21 protein-coding genes and 1 tRNA gene are annotated in these 15513 nt (G+C 68.5%); 10 read left to right on the plus strand and 12 right to left on the minus strand.

The window, feature by feature from the left end; all coding sequences use genetic code 11:
* Positions 1-24 precede the first annotated feature (24 nt).
* A complete protein-coding gene (locus tag Q8N19_RS04650) occupies positions 25-414 on the plus strand; it encodes a VOC family protein (RefSeq protein WP_305588463.1) in 390 nt (129 codons plus the stop codon).
* A 27-nt stretch (positions 415-441) separates the two neighbouring features.
* On the opposite strand, the gene Q8N19_RS04655 is transcribed toward Q8N19_RS04650, so the two are convergent.
* From Q8N19_RS04655 to Q8N19_RS04665, 3 genes are read right to left on the minus strand one after another with little or no spacing between them, the layout of a single operon-like run.
* Entirely contained in the window at positions 442-1380 is a 939-nt protein-coding gene (locus Q8N19_RS04655) for an NAD(P)/FAD-dependent oxidoreductase (RefSeq protein ID WP_305588464.1), read from the minus strand.
* A 16-nt stretch (positions 1381-1396) separates the two neighbouring features.
* Complete coding sequence (locus Q8N19_RS04660; protein ID WP_305588465.1) at positions 1397-3913, minus strand: ABC transporter permease; 2517 nt, start codon at positions 3911-3913, stop codon at positions 1397-1399.
* Positions 3910-4617 (minus strand): ABC transporter ATP-binding protein, encoded by a 708-nt coding sequence (locus tag Q8N19_RS04665; protein ID WP_305588466.1) that lies wholly within the window; start codon positions 4615-4617, stop codon positions 3910-3912. The genes Q8N19_RS04660 and Q8N19_RS04665 overlap by 4 nt, the downstream gene beginning before the upstream one ends.
* Before the next feature lie 66 nt (positions 4618-4683).
* Between Q8N19_RS04665 and Q8N19_RS04670 the strand changes: the two genes are divergently transcribed.
* Positions 4684-5385 (plus strand): arylesterase, encoded by a 702-nt coding sequence (locus Q8N19_RS04670; protein ID WP_305588467.1) that lies wholly within the window; start codon positions 4684-4686, stop codon positions 5383-5385.
* 125 nt (positions 5386-5510) lie between these two features.
* Here Q8N19_RS04670 and Q8N19_RS04675 read toward each other — a convergent pair whose 3' ends face one another.
* Positions 5511-5735, minus strand: a complete 225-nt coding sequence (locus Q8N19_RS04675) for a hypothetical protein (RefSeq protein WP_305588468.1) — start codon at positions 5733-5735, stop codon at positions 5511-5513.
* A 165-nt stretch (positions 5736-5900) separates the two neighbouring features.
* Here Q8N19_RS04675 and Q8N19_RS04680 point away from each other — a divergent pair, with 165 nt between their 5' ends.
* The 3 genes from Q8N19_RS04680 (at position 5901) to Q8N19_RS04690 (ending at position 8037) form a co-directional block, all read left to right on the plus strand.
* A complete protein-coding gene (locus Q8N19_RS04680; protein ID WP_305588469.1) occupies positions 5901-6668 on the plus strand; it encodes a hypothetical protein in 768 nt (255 codons plus the stop codon).
* Positions 6665-7087, plus strand: coding sequence for a hypothetical protein (locus tag Q8N19_RS04685; RefSeq protein WP_305588470.1), 423 nt, complete (start codon positions 6665-6667; stop codon positions 7085-7087). The genes Q8N19_RS04680 and Q8N19_RS04685 overlap by 4 nt, the downstream gene beginning before the upstream one ends.
* A gap of 107 nt (positions 7088-7194) precedes the next feature.
* Positions 7195-8037, plus strand: coding sequence for a tetratricopeptide repeat protein (locus tag Q8N19_RS04690; RefSeq protein WP_305588471.1), 843 nt, complete (start codon positions 7195-7197; stop codon positions 8035-8037).
* A 52-nt stretch (positions 8038-8089) separates the two neighbouring features.
* Here Q8N19_RS04690 and Q8N19_RS04695 read toward each other — a convergent pair.
* Positions 8090-8179 (minus strand) — tRNA-Ser (locus tag Q8N19_RS04695).
* A 137-nt stretch (positions 8180-8316) separates the two neighbouring features.
* On the opposite strand from Q8N19_RS04695, the gene msrA reads away from it, so the two are divergent.
* From msrA to Q8N19_RS04710, 3 genes are all read left to right on the plus strand, one after another.
* Positions 8317-8967, plus strand: a complete 651-nt coding sequence (gene msrA / locus Q8N19_RS04700; protein ID WP_305588472.1) for a peptide-methionine (S)-S-oxide reductase MsrA — start codon at positions 8317-8319, stop codon at positions 8965-8967.
* The gene (locus Q8N19_RS04705) at positions 8964-9323 is read left to right on the plus strand and encodes an MmcQ/YjbR family DNA-binding protein (protein ID WP_305588473.1); all 360 of its coding nucleotides are present in this window, start codon (positions 8964-8966) and stop codon (positions 9321-9323) included. The genes msrA and Q8N19_RS04705 overlap by 4 nt, the downstream gene beginning before the upstream one ends.
* Positions 9324-9410: 87 nt before the next feature.
* Positions 9411-9866, plus strand: a complete 456-nt coding sequence (locus Q8N19_RS04710; protein WP_305588474.1) for a DoxX family protein — start codon at positions 9411-9413, stop codon at positions 9864-9866.
* Positions 9867-9872: 6 nt separating this feature from the next.
* Here Q8N19_RS04710 and Q8N19_RS04715 read toward each other — a convergent pair whose 3' ends face one another.
* From Q8N19_RS04715 to Q8N19_RS04740, 6 genes are all read right to left on the minus strand, one after another.
* Positions 9873-10631 carry a DUF599 domain-containing protein gene (locus Q8N19_RS04715; RefSeq protein ID WP_305588475.1) on the minus strand — a complete coding sequence of 253 codons (759 nt, stop codon included), beginning with the start codon at positions 10629-10631 and terminating at the stop codon, positions 9873-9875.
* Positions 10632-10641: 10 nt separating this feature from the next.
* Positions 10642-11976 carry an MFS transporter gene (locus tag Q8N19_RS04720; RefSeq protein ID WP_305588476.1) on the minus strand — a complete coding sequence of 445 codons (1335 nt, stop codon included), beginning with the start codon at positions 11974-11976 and terminating at the stop codon, positions 10642-10644.
* A 91-nt stretch (positions 11977-12067) separates the two neighbouring features.
* The gene (locus Q8N19_RS04725) at positions 12068-12226 is read right to left on the minus strand and encodes a DUF3309 family protein (RefSeq protein ID WP_305588477.1); all 159 of its coding nucleotides are present in this window, start codon (positions 12224-12226) and stop codon (positions 12068-12070) included.
* Positions 12227-12341: 115 nt separating this feature from the next.
* A complete protein-coding gene (locus tag Q8N19_RS04730) occupies positions 12342-12749 on the minus strand; it encodes a DUF983 domain-containing protein (RefSeq protein WP_305588478.1) in 408 nt (135 codons plus the stop codon).
* A 72-nt stretch (positions 12750-12821) separates the two neighbouring features.
* The gene (locus Q8N19_RS04735; RefSeq protein ID WP_305588479.1) at positions 12822-12959 is read right to left on the minus strand and encodes an entericidin A/B family lipoprotein; all 138 of its coding nucleotides are present in this window, start codon (positions 12957-12959) and stop codon (positions 12822-12824) included.
* 94 nt (positions 12960-13053) lie between these two features.
* A complete protein-coding gene (locus Q8N19_RS04740) occupies positions 13054-13239 on the minus strand; it encodes a YegP family protein (protein ID WP_305588480.1) in 186 nt (61 codons plus the stop codon).
* 172 nt (positions 13240-13411) lie between these two features.
* Here Q8N19_RS04740 and Q8N19_RS04745 point away from each other — a divergent pair, with 172 nt between their 5' ends.
* Together Q8N19_RS04745 and Q8N19_RS04750 are read left to right on the plus strand one after the other, a co-directional pair.
* Positions 13412-14305 carry a phytanoyl-CoA dioxygenase family protein gene (locus Q8N19_RS04745; RefSeq protein WP_305588481.1) on the plus strand — a complete coding sequence of 298 codons (894 nt, stop codon included), beginning with the start codon at positions 13412-13414 and terminating at the stop codon, positions 14303-14305.
* Positions 14306-14377: 72 nt separating this feature from the next.
* The gene (locus tag Q8N19_RS04750; RefSeq protein WP_305588482.1) at positions 14378-14866 is read left to right on the plus strand and encodes a pyridoxamine 5'-phosphate oxidase family protein; all 489 of its coding nucleotides are present in this window, start codon (positions 14378-14380) and stop codon (positions 14864-14866) included.
* 38 nt (positions 14867-14904) lie between these two features.
* Here Q8N19_RS04750 and Q8N19_RS04755 read toward each other — a convergent pair whose 3' ends face one another.
* Positions 14905-15459 (minus strand): hypothetical protein, encoded by a 555-nt coding sequence (locus Q8N19_RS04755; RefSeq protein ID WP_305588483.1) that lies wholly within the window; start codon positions 15457-15459, stop codon positions 14905-14907.
* Positions 15460-15513: the final 54 nt, after the last annotated feature.

Consider the following 15513-nt stretch of genomic DNA (forward strand, 5'->3'; position numbering starts at 1 on the left):
GCGGGCGTGAGAACGGGGAAACACATGTTCAATCACATCATGGTCGGGACCAACGATATCGAGCGGTCCAAGGCCTTTTACGACGCCGTGCTGGCAACGCTGGGGGCCGGGCAGCCGATGGCCAATGCGGCGCCCACCGGGCACAAGCGGCTGTTCTACATCCACAACGGCTCGGTCTTCTGCGTCAGCGAGCCGATCAATGGCGAGCCGGCCACCTTCGGCAATGGCGGCACCATCGGCTTCAAGTGCGACAGCCCTGAACAGGTGAAGACCTTCCACGACGTGGCCGTGGCCCACGGCGGGGTCTCCATCGAGGACCCGCCGGGCCTGCGCGAGGGCGACATGGGCTCCCTGCACCTTTCCTATGTGCGCGACCCCGACGGCAACAAGCTCTGCGCGCTCTACCGCCCGTAAGCCTCTAGAAGCCCTGGCCGCGTCGCTTCAGGATGCGGCCGGGATGGCGGCGGCCAGGTCGTGGCCAGACCGCCAGGCGGCCTCTACCCGGGCGCCGGCCAGCCAGTCGCCGCAGGCGCCGATCCGCATCTGCCCCGACCACAGGGGCGCGCCGCCCTGCGCCGTGGTGCGGGCGTAGCGCCAGCGGTGGGCCTGGAGGGACAGGACCTCGGGCAGGGGCTGGCCGTTCGCCTCGGCGAGGGCCGCCAGCAGGGCGTCGGCCACCTGATCAACCCCCGCCTCCAGATGCGTCCGCGACCAGTCGGGAGAGGCCTGGACCACCCAGGCCTCCGGCCCCGTGCGGCCAGGCTTGGCGCTGTTGCGGGCGGCCCAGGCGAGGGGGCCGTCCTGACGCACCACATCGGCGGTGAGGCTGAGCGGACCTGCGAAGGCCGCCATCATCGTCCAACAGGGTTCGGAGACGATGGCGCCGGCCTGGGCGGCCATGTCGGGGGCGACAGTGGCCAGCAGGACGGCGGCCTGTTCGCTGGGGGTGGCGACCACCACGGACTCTGCGCTGAAGGGGGCGAACCCCTCCCCGCTCAGGCGCCAGGCCTCGCCGTCCCGTACGACCTCTTCCACGCGGGCCTGCCAGGTCACGTCCAGGGTCTCTGCCATCGCACGGATGGGGGCGTTCATGCCGGGAACGCCGACCAGGGCCTCAGGGCCTGCGGCGGGCCAGGGGGCGGCGACGCCGTCCGCCTGCCAGGCGGCCGCGCGGGCGGCGAATTCTGGGTCGCGGACGGTGAAGAACTGCGCCCCGTGGTCGAAGCTCACCTGCCCCTGAGGCGTCTCGATCCTGCGAGTGGACATGCGACCGCCCGGCCCCCGGCCCTTGTCCAGCACCTGGACCGCGTGGCCGGCGTCGCTAAGCGCCTCTGCGCAGGAGAGGCCAGCCATGCCGGCGCCGATGATGGCGATCTTCATCTCTCTTGGTCCTTCATCAGCCGGCTTCGCGCAGGACGGCGGCGGGACGGCGCGACAGGGCCGCGAACGCCGCCAGCGCCCCGCCAAGCGCGCCCAGCGCCGTGGTGCCGCCAAGAATGCCTAAGATCACCGGCCAGTCGACGCTCCAGGTGGCGTTGAACACCTGGGTCACCACAGGCCAGGCGCCAGCGGCTCCCAGGCTTGCGCCGGCCAGGCCTGCGATTACGCCCACCAGGCCGTACTCCACCAGATAGGCGCTGACGATCTGGCTTCGGGTTCCGCCCAGAACCTTCAGCGTCGCGGCCTCCCGGGCGCGGAACCGGGCGCCCGCGGCGATGGCGCCGATCAGCACCAGGACGCCGGCCGCGCCGGCCACGGCCGCAGCCCCGCGGATGGCGAGCGCCAGGCGGTCGAAGAGGGTGGCGGCCTGTTCCAGCTGGTCGCGGATGCTGATGACATTGACGCCGGCGAAGTCGGCGGCGAGCGCTCCCGTCACCGCGGCCTCCTCGTCGCGGCTGGCCATGGCGATGGCCACGTGCCGGGGGCTCGCGCCCGCGATGGCGCCGGTGTTGAGGATGACGCCGAAATTGGCGCCGAAGCCGCCCCAGTCCACCTCACGCAGCACGGCGATCTCAGCGTCGATCTCCCGGCCCAGGACCTGCAGGGTGATCATGTCACCGACCTTCAGGCCCGCGCCCCTGGCGGCGTCCTGCTCGAAGGCCACCAGGGGCGGACCGGCATATCCGGGCGTCCACCAGGCGCCGGCCGTGACCTTGGACGCCTCCGGCGCCCCGTCCAGGGCCGATAGGGTCAGGTCCTCGTCAAAGGCCCAGCGTTCGCCCCGGTCGATGGCCTCGATGTCCACCGGCTGGCCCTTCAGGCGGGTGATGCGGCCGGTGATCAGCGGCAGGCGGTTGTAGCGGTCCATCCCGGGATCGTTCAGGGCACGGTCGATCACCGCGTCAAAGGCCGCGACCCGCTCGCCGGGGATCTCGGTGAAGACCAGGGACGGGGCGGTGCGCGGCGCCACCACGCTGACCTGGGCCAGCAGGCTCGACTGGATCAGGACGATGGCCGAAAGGAGCGCGACGCCCAGGCCGATGGCGGGCGTCGCCGTACGGGCGGCCGAGCGCGGACCGGCCAGGTTGGCGAGACCCAGGCGCACCGAACCTCGGGCGAACCGGCGCACCCGCCCGGCTCCCCAGGCTGCGGCCAGACCCAGCAGGCTAAGCGCGAGGAAGGCGCCGGCCGCGCCACCGATCAGACCTGCGGCGGCCCAGCGGCTGGGGGCGGTGAGGATGGCCAGGCCCGCGAGGCCGAGCGCCGCGGCCACCGCAAGGGCGGTCTCGAGGCTGAGCGTCGGGCGGCCGGACATCTCCTTGCGGAACAGGGACGAGGGCGGCGTGGTCCGGGCTCTGGCCAGCGGCCAAAGCGAGAAGGCGGCCGCGGCCAGCACGCCGAAGGCTGCGGCGCGGACCAGGGGCTCGGGATAGACGGCGAACAGCGCCGGCACCGGCAGTTGCTCGGCGGCCAAAGCCCCGATGATCAGCGGCGTCACCGCGCCGATGGCCAGGCCAATGCCCACCCCCAGCAAGGCGAGCACGCCGATCTGGATCAGATAGATGTCGCGGATCAGCACGCCTGACGCCCCCAGGGCCTTCAGGGTGGCGATGGAGGCCTTGCGGCCCTCCAGATAGGACGACACCGCGCCGCCCACGCCTAAGCCGCCGGCCACCAGTGAGGCGAGGCCGATGAAGCCCAGGAAATACTCCAGCTGGTCGATCAGCCGGCCGGCGCCGGCGGCGGCCTCGGATCGGTCGCGGGCCTCGAGCACCGCGTCGGGGAAGGTCTCGCGGACCTCCTCGATCACCGCCTTGGGGTCGGCCTCGGCCGGCAGCACCACCCGCACCGCCTCGCCAAACAGTCCCCCGGCGCCCAGCAGGCCCGCAGCCTCCACCGTGGTCACATCGGTCAGCACCCGGGGACCCAGCGCAAAGCCCCGGCCGATCCGGTCGGGCTCGGAGATCAGCACGGCGCCGACCCGCAAGGTCTGGTCGCCGACGGCGAAGGTGTCGCCGAGGTTCAGATCCAGCCGGTCGAGCAGGGCCTGCTCCACCGCAGCGCCGGGTACGCCGCCTGCGGGGGCAAGCGCAGCGGCGAGGCTGGCCGCGCCGTTAAGCTGGACCACGCCCACCAGGGGATAGGTGTCGGCGACCCCGCGCACGTGCACCAGCCGGCGCGCGCCGGTCGGGGTCTCCGCCATCGCATTGGCGCGCACGGAGTAGGCGCTAGGGCCCAGGGCCTCGAACACCGCGCGTTCCGCTTCAGTGAAGCGGCGCTGGTCGATGCTGAAGACCACATCGCCGCCGAGGATCTCCCGGGCCTGACTGGCCAGACCCTGGCGGAAGGCTTCGGCCGTGGAGCCCGCCGCGGCGATGGCCGCGACGCCGAGCGCCAGACAGGCCAGGAAGATGCGGAAGCCCGCGACCCCGCTTCTCAGCTCCCGCCCGGCGAACCGCAGGGCGAGCCTCATGCGGCGGCCTCAGGCTGGGCCGAAACGATCAGGCCATCAGCCATGCGCACGATGCGGTCGGCCCTGCGGGCCAGGGCCTCGTCATGGGTGACCAGGACGAGCGCCGCGCCAGCTTGGGCCAGCAGATCGAACATCAGGTCGGCGACCATGGCGCCATTGGCGCCGTCCAGATTTCCCGTCGGCTCGTCGGCGAACAGCAGCTCGGGCTGGACGGTGAGCGCACGGGCCAGCGCCACCCGCTGCTGCTCCCCGCCCGACAGCTGGTGCGGATAGTGGGTCAGCCTCGACCCCAGGCCCACCCGCCCGAGCCAAGCCTCAGCCTCGGCCATGGCGTCGTCCCGCCCGGCCAGCTCCAGAGGGGCGGCGACATTCTCCCGCGCGGTCATGTTGGGCAGCAGGTGGAAGCTCTGGAAGACCAGCCCCACCCGACCGCGACGCAGGCGGGCGCGGCCGTCCTCGTCCAGGGCGCCGAGGTCCTGGCCAAAGAGGCGCACCGTCCCGCTGGTGGGCGTCTCCAGCCCTGCCGCCACCGAGATCAGGGACGACTTGCCCGAGCCCGAGGGGCCGATGATGGCCACCGTCTCCCCGGCCGACACGGTCAGGTCGACGCCGCGCAGGATGTTTACCGAGCCGGCCACAGACGGCAGGCTGAGCGTCAGGGCCGACAGGCTGAGCGGCGGCGGGGCGGGCGGGGATTCTGTCATGGGGCTCCCGAGGGCGGATTGGGCGTTTCATGCCCGCCCGGCCGACCTATATGGGGAAGCACAGCCATGATCGCACCCCAATCCTTGCTCTCCCGCCGCACCCTTCTGCTCAGCGCCCTGGCCCTGGGCGCCAGCGCCTGCAGCCGGGAGGCTGACGCCCCGGCTTCAGCCGTCTCCGACGAGGCTGCGCCCCCGCCGCCGCCTCAGGCCGCCGGCGACCTGCCGGTGGTCGCCCTGCTGGGAGACTCCATCACCGCCGGCTACGGCCTGCCGGCGAAGGACGCCCTGCCCGCCCAGCTGGAGGCCGCCCTGGCGGCGGCCGGAACGCCGGTGCGGGTGCGGGCCGCCGGCGTGTCCGGCGACACCACGGCAGGCGCGCTGGCCCGAGTGGACTTCAGCATTCAGGACGACACCGACCTGTGCGTCGTGGCGCTCGGCGGCAATGACCTGTTGCAGGGGATCGAGCCGGCGACCATGCGGGCCAATCTGGAGGGGATCATCACCCGGCTGAAGGCCCGCAACATCCCGGTCCTGCTGGCTGGCATGCAGGCGCCCCCAAGCTACGGCGCCTACGCCACCGACTTCGCCGCGGTGTTCGAAGGCCTCGCCCGCGACCACGACGTCGCCCTCTATCCCTTCCTGCTGGACGGCGTCGCCCTCGACCCCGCCCTGAACCAGGACGACGGCATCCACCCCAATGCGGCCGGCGTAAAGGTCATCGCCCAGCGCCTCGCTCCGGCAGTCGCGGGCGCGCTGGCGGGGGCGTAGGGGCGGCCTTCGAGCGAGTTGACCCAACTCTCCATTTGTTCTGCTTTTGTTCTTTACGCGCTCTGGGCTTCGTGAGAAAGTCGCGAGGTGGTGGTGGCGGCCCGAGAGGCGCGCGCGCTTAGCGTTCAAAAAATTGGTGGGGCGACATGGTCAGATTTCAGCTGGCGCGCGATGGCGTGCTCGGGGCAGTCGACGCGTTGGGCAATCACGCCAGGCAAGAGGTCGCCCGCGCCCGTCAGGAAGCTCAGGCGGCCGCTGAGCGGGCGTTCCGTCGCACCCAGCAGAACGCGGCAGTGGCCGCCGCTCGGTTGCAAAAGGAGGCTGCCCGCGTCCAGGCGCAACTCGCTCAAGCCACTCAGCCGGCCGTCAGACGGCAGCAGTCCGGCGGGTCGCCGCGACCGGCCCCTCGATCGATAGATAATCTGAGCCTCCCACCTTTGGCTCAGGCCGCGGCGATCCATTTGGCGCAACAGGGAGGTCGAGCGGTTGGCGTTGTGAGAGGCGGCGTTCACGCGGTGGAGGGGCTGGCCAAGGGTGCGGCCTTCGTCGGACGTCTGGCCAGTGGTCCACTTGACGAATGGCTGAGCCCTCCCGGCGAATCGGCGAGCGATCATCTGCGTGGAGCTTTTGCAGAGGGAGCCAACTATGTTCTGGAAGCAGTCGAAGACCCTCGGCGAGTGGTTCAGGATGTTCGAAACGCCGCCAACCAATTGAGAGTGGAACTAGATCCGAGCTTCACATCCGCTGCATCGACCTTGGAACAAGAACTTCAGCGCCAACTCGAAATCGGCATGAATCAAGGAGAGCTCGCATTCGATGTGGGCACACTGGCCGTCGGCGGCCCACTCGCCAAGGGCGCAAAGCGCCTAGGCGGCATTCCCAAGCCTTCAACGGCTGAGAAGTACATCGCGCAAGGGTTCACGCCCGCCGAGGCTGCACATCTGGCGGCCCCCTACCCTGCGCGAAACAGGGGTCATCACTACATTCCCCTGCGTGTCAAACCCCCTCCGATTTTCGCCGAGAGCGTATTTAACGTCCTGAGACCTGAAGGGATCACACGCGGCGATTTCTACGAGCTTCACTTTAAGGTGGATCCAAAATTTAACACTACCGGCCTCCTCGACGGAGTGTGGAGCGGCGAAGCTCTGGGTCTCAAGAAGTATGGCCAGCTAGGCCGAATTTGGCACGGCAGCCCTGCGCCTCTGAAGGCACGTGTAGGGGGACTTGGAGCGACCACGGGATCAACTGTCCATTCCGCAGAGGTTGAAGGGGACGCCAGGTGAAGATCAGGCCGCAAGCTGAGTTCGAGACCTCCCTGCCGTACGATGCTGTCGATGGCGATGAGGACAACGACTTTGATCAAATCGATCCTGGAGGCCGCAATATTGCTGAGGCCGTAGGTGAATTGCTCAGGCCGCTAGGCTATGATGTATCAGCGCCTATTCACGAAGATGATCACGGATGGCGATTAGATATCGCCTCTGGCAAGAGGAAATTCTGGCTGCTTATCAACCGGGTGATTGAAGAGAAACCTTACCTCATGGCGGATGAATCTCGAAATTTCTGGCATCCACCGCATTTCGAAGATTTTCTGACACAGTTGAACACGGCCATGAGCAGCGACCCGCGCTTCAGCAACGTCCTTTGGTACAAGGACTGGAAAGACCGAACACGGACCTCAACGCCCGTCATCCACAGATGATGTTCTTCGCCTCAACCAGCCCCCAGCTATGCCTCTTGAAAATGCTGTGACGCCCCGTTCGTGAGCAGGGTGTTGCCAAGGCGCTGAATGGCCGCCCTACTGTCTCCATGAGCGAAGACAGCATCCGAGACCGTTCCCGCCGCACCCTTGAGCGCGCCCAGGCCCGTTATGAGGCCGATCCCTCCCTGGCCGCCACCGTCTGGTACGGGCGGGTGCTCGGGTTCCGCTACCGGATCGAAGAGGCCATCGCGGTGTTCAGCGAGGGCCTGGAGCGGTTTCCGGACTCCTTTGAACTGCTGCGCCAGCGGGGCCATCGCTATCTGTCGACCCGGCGGTTCGCCGAGGGCAAGGCCGACCTCGCCCGGGCCGCAGACCTGATCGAGGGTATGGCCGAATGGATCGAGCCTGACGGCCCAGACAACGAACTGCCTGTGCCGCCCACCAGCATCCAGTTCAACACCTGGTACCACCTGGCGCTCGCCCACTATCTGCTGCGTGAGTGGGACGCGGCCGAGGCCGCCTATCGCCAGTGCATCAAGTGGGTGCGCGAGGATGATTACGACGGCCTGACCGCCTGCCACGACTGGCTCTACATGACCCTGCGCCGCAAGGGCGACGAGGCCGCCGCCACTTCGGTGCTGGCCGCCATTCCGGAAGGGCTGACCGACGAGGCCTTCGTCGAGGGACCGTCCTATTACCGCCGCCTGCGGATGTACCGCGGCGAGCTGGCGCCCGAGGACCTGTTGAGCCCCGACAAGGGATCCCAGGTCATCCATGACGTCGAAACGATCTACGCCACCCAGGGCTACGGGGTCGGGAACTGGCATCTCTACAATGGCGAGACCAACCGCGCCCGGGCGGTCTTCGAAAAGATCTTGCAGGGCCGCAGCCGCTTCGCCTTCGGCTATATCGCCGCCGAACTTGACCTGCGCGAGATGGCTGAGGGTTGAGGATCTGATGTTGGCTGGGGTTCGCCCCCGCCTGCGACTTGGCGCGAGACGGTGGCGGTGAGAGAGGGATTCGAACCCTCGATAGAGTTTCCCCTATACACGCGTTCCAGGCGTGCGCCTTCAACCACTCGGCCACCTCACCACACCGGTCGGGGGCGGGCCCCCGGCGGAAGGGGGTCTATATAGCGAGGTGGGCGCCCGGGGCAAGCGGCCCTGTTCGTCGGGCGTGCGGCGTCCTATCTGTAGGGCCAGATCCATCCCTATCCGTCCGAGGTCGCCATGTTGTTCCGCAAGCCTGCTGAGATGCCGACGGCGCAGACCGCCCTGCCTGGCCGCAGCCAGCCGATGCCCACCGCCAAGACCCATTTCGTCAACGGCCAGCCCCTGCAGGGCCCATATCCGGAAGGATCCGAGACCGCCGTTTTCGCCATGGGCTGTTTCTGGGGGGTCGAGCGCCTGTTCTGGCAGATCCCCGGCGTGCATGTGACGGCGGTGGGCTATGTGAACGGCTTCACCCCCAATCCCACCTATGAAGAGGTGTGCAGTGGCCACACAGGCCACACCGAGGCGGTGCTGGTGGTCTATGACCCAAAGGCTGTGACCTATGAGCAGTTGCTGAAAGTGTTCTGGGAAGGCCACGACCCGACCCAGGGCATGCGCCAGGGGGGTGATGTCGGCACCCAGTACCGCTCAGGCATCTATGTGGCCAACGAGGCTCAAGGCGCCGCGGCGGCCGCCAGCAAGGGCGTCTATCAGCAGGCCCTGTCGGCCAGGGGCCTGGGACCGATCACCAGCGAGATCGTCGAGGCTGGCCCCTTCTATTTCGCCGAGGACTATCACCAGCAGTATCTGGCCAAGAACCCCGGCGGCTATTGCGGCATCGGCGGCACCGGCGTGACCTGCCCCATCGGAACCGGCGTCGAGGCGTGAGCCTGGGGGCTGCAGGCGAACAGATCCTGGCCCAAGCGCTGGCCCTGCCGGGCGCCACCTTGAGCATCCAGTGGGGTGACGCCCGGGTGGCCAAGGTGGGCGGCAAGGTCTTCGCCATCCTGTCCCTGGATGGGGGCTGGTCGTTCAAGGCCTCGGACATCGCCTATGAGGCCCTGGTGGAGGGCGGACGCGCCCGGCCCGCCCCCTATCTGGCGCGGGCCAAGTGGGTGCGGTTCGATGATCTCTCATCCCTGGAGCCGCAGGAGACCGCCGACTGGCTCGCCCAGGCCCACGCCCTGGTGAGCGCAAAACTGACCCGGGCGCAGCGACGGGACCTCGGCCTCACTCAAGCTTGACCATAGACCCCCTCCCCATGCCCGGTTGAACATGCTTAGCTCGGCGTGCGAAGTCCCATCGCACAACTTCTGGATGTGTGGCCGGCCGTGCCTGAGCCCAATGACCCGCCTGCGTGGACTCCCCCCTGGCCGAGGTGGCTGAACCTGTCATGGCTGGGCGGGATCGACCCCTGGGTGCGGCTGCTGACGCGGCTGGTGGTGGGCGTGTTCCTTGTGTGGAGCGTCTGGGATGAGGTGACCCAGGCGCCCGCCATGCAGGAGCTGGCAGATGCCCTCGCACGCGAAGGGGCGCCCTGGGCCGGGCTGGCGGCGCGGATCAGCGTCTATACCCAGATGGCCTGCGGCCTGGCCTTCATCGCCGGCCTTGTGACCCGCTGGGCCGGGGTGATCTGTGCGATCTTGTTTACGGTCACGGCGGCCTATGCTCTGGGTGACAGTATCGAGAGCGCCATGCCAGCCGTCCTCCTGGCGCTGATCGGCCTCGACATGCTCGCCCGAGGCCCCGGGCGCTACAACCTGCGGACCCTGCTGGTCGGCCGCTGACGCCGGTCAGGCCTGCGGAGACTCTTCAAGGGGCCTGGCAGGCGGTCGACTGGCCGTCACTGCGGGCGTCGTCTCAAGCACCTCACGGATCTCGGCGATGGCGCGGGCGGCGGAAGAGGCCCGCTGGCGCCACACCAGCACTGCGACGGCCGCCAGGGTGGCGATGATGAAGGTTGTGGATCCGAAGACCCAGCTGGCGGCGGCGAGGGCGAAATAATAGCCGCGCACCCCGGCATTGAACGCCGACAGGGCGGGGTTGAGCAGCCGGCCCGCCGCCGCGCCATAGACCTGCGCCACCCCGGCCGCCTCGTCGGGCGCGGCCCCGATCACCGCGATGGTGTAGTTCAGCTGACGGATCGCCCAGATGAAATCGAGCAGCCCGCGGGCCAGGGTCACCAGCACCAGGGCCACCTGCACCTCGAACAGCAGGCGGGTGGAGGTCTCGATAACGATCAGGCTGGAGGCGCTGCGAAAGGCCGACTCACCCCCAAACAGCACGCCCGCAGCGCCCGCGATCAGGATCAGGTTGGAGGAGGCGAAGAAGGAGGCCGAGTTGATGGTGTGGCCGAGCAACTGGCTATCCATCAGCCGGCTTTCGCGGCGGGCCATGGCCCTCATCCAGCCGCTCCGGATCACCGCCATGTCGAGATTGATCATGTGGCGCCGGCCAAGCGCCGCCTTGACCAGCGGCTCGTAGGCCAGCCAGGCCACCGCGAAGATGGCCAGGGCGACGGTGTCCAGGGGGGAGAGCGGAAGGCCGAGCATGGGCGGGCGTCTAGTCCTCCAGAATGCGGCTGTGACGGCGGCTGTCGCGCAACAGCAATGATGTGATCAGGCCCACGCCCATGATTGCCGAGACGTAGATGTAGAAGGCGCTTTCGACCCCTTGGCCCTTGAAGCCCAGGGCGACGGCCTCGGCGGTGCCGCCGAACACCGCATTGGCCATGGCGTAGGGCAACGCCACCCCCAAAGCCCGGACGTGAGCGGGGAACAGCTCGGCCTTGGTCACCGCGCTGACCGAGGTGTAGCCGGCGATGATCACGATCAGCACCACCATCAGGGCGAAGGCCATGAGCGGTTCGGTGACCCCGGCCATGGTGTTCATGATCGGATAGGTCAGCAGCATGCCGGCGCCGAAGGTGAAGGCCAGGTTGGTGCGCCTTCCCCACTTGTCCGACAGCCAGCCGAACAGAGGCAGGATGAACAGATAAACGACCAGGGCGGCGGCCGTGATGTTGGTCGCCGTCTCCTTGCTGAAGCCTGAGGTGTTGACCAGGAACTTCTGCATGTAGGTGGTGTAGGCATAGAAGGCGAGCGAGCCGCCGGCGGTCAGCAAGAAGATGGCGGTGGTCTCCCACGGGTGGTGGGTGAACAACATCATGGTCCGCGCCCGCTCAGCCCCAGAGGCCTGGGCGTTCTGGAAAGAGGCGCTCTCCTCGAGGCCCCGGCGGATCCAGAACACCACCACCGCCAGCAGGGCGCCGATGACGAAGGGGATGCGCCAGCCCCAGGATTCCAGGTCCTCGGTGGGCATGACCCGCTGCAGAAGCATCAGGATGCCAAGCGCCAGGAGTTGGCCTGAAATCAGGGTGACAAACTGGAAGCTCGACCAGAATCCCCGCCGGGCCTTGCCGGCCATCTCCGAAAGATAGGTGGCGCTCGCGCCGTATTCGCCGCCCACGGACAGGCCTTGCAGCAGGCGGGCCATGAGCAGGATGGCCGGCGCCGCAACGCCGATCATCGCATAGTCGGGGATGATGGCGATGATCGCAGAGCCGGCGCACATCATGGCCACCGACAGGCTGAGCGCCGCCTTGCGGCCGGCCCGGTCGGCATAGAGGCCCATCAGCCAGGCGCCGAGCGGTCGGGCCAGAAAGCCGATGGCGAACACGGCGGCGGCCTGCAGCAATTGCGAGGTCGGATCGCCGGACGGAAAGAAGTGCGGGGCGAAATAGAGAGCGAAGGACGAATAGGCGAACCAGTCGTACCACTCGACCAGATTGCCCGCCGACCCGCCGGCGATGGCTTTCAGGCGCTGAAGTGGGGTGAGCCCAGGAACGAGCAGCCCGGGCGGAGCCTGTGAGTCCGCGCCTGTTTCCGTCGCCGTCATGCCCGTCTCCCCCGCGGCCCCGATTTGCGCCGATGCTAGGGAGGTGCGGCGGTGAGCGGAAGCCCCGTCGGGGCTTCCGCCGCCGGGAGGTCTAGATTCGACCCATCAGGACCAGGATCAGGACGATCACCAGAACCAGGCCCAGGCCGCCGGACGGGAAGTAACCCCAGCTACGGCTGTGCCCCCAGGTGGGCAAAGAGCCCACCAGGGCGATAATCAGGATGATCAGGAGAATTGTGCCAAGCGACATGTGCGTGTCCCGCCTCAGGAGCGCACCCCAGCGGGCGCTCGCGGCAAAGGAAACGGCAGCGCCCGGTCAAGGTTCCGGCTGATGGCGCCTGAGATGAGCGCCTGGGTCGACCGACCTAGTCTGCGGCGTCGGCCGTGTGCATTGCGCTGTCCTTCTCCTTGACCCCCAGAGCGTAGAGCCCGCCGATGAAGGCGCCCTTGATTCGCGGCAAGAGCAGCAGCGTCGCGCCGGTCAGGGGCAGAAGGGTTGAGGCCAGGACGACGGCCACCGGCGCCTGCCAGATAAAGGGGAACAGCAGGAGCGGGGCGACGATCACATGCCCGACGATGAGGATGGTGAAATAGGCCGGGCCGTCATCGGCAGGGTATTGCGCCAGGTCGTGAGCGCAGGCCGGACAGGTCGGCTCAACCTTCAGGTAGCGCCAGAACAGCTTGCCTTCGCCACAGGCTGGGCAGCGACCCTTGAGGCCACGGTTGAGAGCGGTCAGGAAGCCGGGGCGCTGGGGTGCGGTCATGGGGTCCATATGCGACCGCCCAGGTCGGGATGGAAGGGCGACGGAACCCAGCAGGACGCTTTTCCGTCGCCGGGTCATGACCTAACGGCGCACATCCTCGGCCGTGTTCTTCACCGCCGTCCCGGCCGCCTGCATATCGCGCCCCACGCCGGCGACCGTATTGCAGCCCGCAACCAGCAGGGCCGCCGCCACGGCGGCCATGATCAGCACCTTGCTCATGAAAAGATCGCGCTCCATTCAGGCCTGCCCCTGTGGCCCGGCTTCGCCCGATCTAAGCCGGGCCAGGGGCGGCGATCAACGGGGTAGAGCGCCCCTAAGCCGCGCTCTCGTCCACGACCTCCGCGTCCGGCGCATTCTTCTTGATCGACTCGATCATGTTCTTGGCGCTGGCCTTGGCGGCGTAGCCTTCCGACGAGAACATGATCTCGCCGTTAGAGGCGCGGAAGCGCACCCGGAACTCACCCGCCTTGTCTTTGAAGATCTCGAACTTGTAGGCCATGTCGTCCTCCCGGCGCCGCCTTGAATGGAAGCTAAGGCCAAGCTTAGCCGCGCATCGGCGCGACGAGCAACCGCCTGGACGAATGGCGCAGGTGCGCCATTGTTGAGGCGCAGCGGGCGCCAACCATGGGGCGGGGCGTCAGCGGATCAGACAAGCCCCCAGGGAGACGCCTGTGCCTGAGCTTGTCCACCTTTCCGCCGACGCGCCCACGGCCACCATGGCCGAGGTCCTCGATCGCGACGGCGCCCTGATCCTCGACCGCGTGCTGACGCCAGAGGCGGTGGCCGGAATGGTCGCCGAGCTTTCGCCCTATGTGGCGGCCACGCCGGCGGGACGGGACGGTTTCACCGGCGTCAGAACCACCCGTACAGGCGCCCTGGTGGCGCGCTCGCCCGCCGTCCGTGACGCCGTGACCGATCCCCGCATCGCCAGGATGTGCGAGCATCTGATGAAGGCCAACTGCGAGCGCTGGCAGCTGCATCTGACCCAGCTGATCAGGATCATGCCTGGCCAGGGCGCCCAACCGATCCACCGGGACCGCTGGGCCTGGGGCGCGCATCTCAAGGGGATCGAGCCGCAGCTGAACACCATCTGGGCCCTCACAGACTTCACGGTGGAGAACGGCGCGACCCAGGTGGTCCCCGGCTCCAGCGCCTGGCCCGACGACCGGAGGGCGGAGGCTCACGAGATCACCCAGGCGGTCATGCAGGCCGGCTCGGTGCTGGTCTATACCGGCAGCGTCTTCCACGGGGGCGGCGCCAACCAAAGTGACCAGGACCGCTGGGGCCTGAACCTGACCTATGCGCTGGGCTGGCTGCGGCAGGAGGAAAATCAGTATCTGGCCTGCCCGCCGGAGATCGCCCGCACCCTGTCGCCCGAGCTGCAGGACCTCCTGGGCTACGCCCTGGGGGGCTATGCCCTGGGCTACTACACCCCGCCCCTGCCGCCGGGCGAAGGGCCGGAGCTGGTTCCTCCGAGCTTCGCCCTGCGGGGCGAGGCCGAGGGCGCGGTCTTTGGCTCAGCCCAGGACCTGGCGGCCATCGGCGCCCAGGTGCGAGGCGGTTAAGGGCGCGCGGAACGCCGGGGGCTCCGGCGCCGTTCGGCTGGGATCAAACCCTCATTCCAAGGAGCCCCCCCCGTGGCCGATCTCGCCAAACTCGAAGCCAAGTTCTGGAAGGCGCTGAAGTCCGACCGCACGCTGATGCTCGGCCTCACCGACGTCGAGGAGGGCCACAGCCAGCCCATGACCGCCCAGATCGAAGGCGATGAGGGCGGCCCCATCTGGATCTTCAGCGCCAAGGGCGTGGATCTGGTGCAGGCCACCGGGGCCGGCCATCGGGCCATGGGCCACTTCGCGTCCAAGGACCACGAACTGTTCGCCACCATCCACGGTCGTCTGGTCCCGGACAATGACCAGGACACCATCGAGCGCCTGTGGAACCCCTTCGTGGCGGCCTGGTACGAAGGCGGCAAGGATGATCCGAAGCTGCAGCTGCTGCGGTTCGAGCCGGAACGGGCGCAGATCTGGCTCAACGAGCACAGCCTTTTCGCAGGGGTGAAGGTGCTGATGGGCCGCGACCCCAAGCAGGACTATGCCGACAAGGTCGGCGAGGTCCGCCTGAGCTAGACGCCTGGGAACGCAGGTCTGCGGCCCCGGGCGACCGGTCAGGGGCCGCAGGTCCAAAGGCCCTGGAACACCCGGCTGGCCCCGTCGGCCCGCTGATAGGTCAGGCTGGCGGGCCGCGGCGGTGACTCCCCGCCCCCTTGCGCCGCACCGGTGACCTCGATCATCACCGTCTTGCCGCGCCCGGCGAAGCTCGCCCCATTGAGCATGCCGTCAAAACCGCCCGGGGCGGCGACGCGCTCCACATAGCCTGAGACCTTGACCACACCGACCGCCGGCTCGCCGGAGGCCACGTCGCCTCGGGCCAACAGCAGAACCGCCTCATCGTCGCCTGAGAAGCTGCAGGCGAGTTCGCCCACCAGGGTCTCGGCGCTCAGATCCTCCGCCATCAGGCTCTGCAGATCGATGGCCGAGCCATCGCCACCCACCGTCCCACCCGGCGGGTCAGCGGCCGGTGCGAGCTCAGGCGACAAGGCGGGCCTCGCAGGCGCCGGCGGCTGGGACGGCGCGTCCTCCGCCGGTCCGGGCGAGCAGGCGGCCAGGGCGAGCGCGACAACAAGGGGCGAAAGGCGCAGGGCGCGAGGGAACCAGGTCATGTCGCCACAAGGGTCCGGGCGCCGTTTGGTTCCCCGACAGCGCAGCGTCACGAT

Source organism: Phenylobacterium sp. (genome assembly GCF_030693405.1).
In the GTDB taxonomy this organism is placed as follows: domain Bacteria; phylum Pseudomonadota; class Alphaproteobacteria; order Caulobacterales; family Caulobacteraceae; genus Phenylobacterium.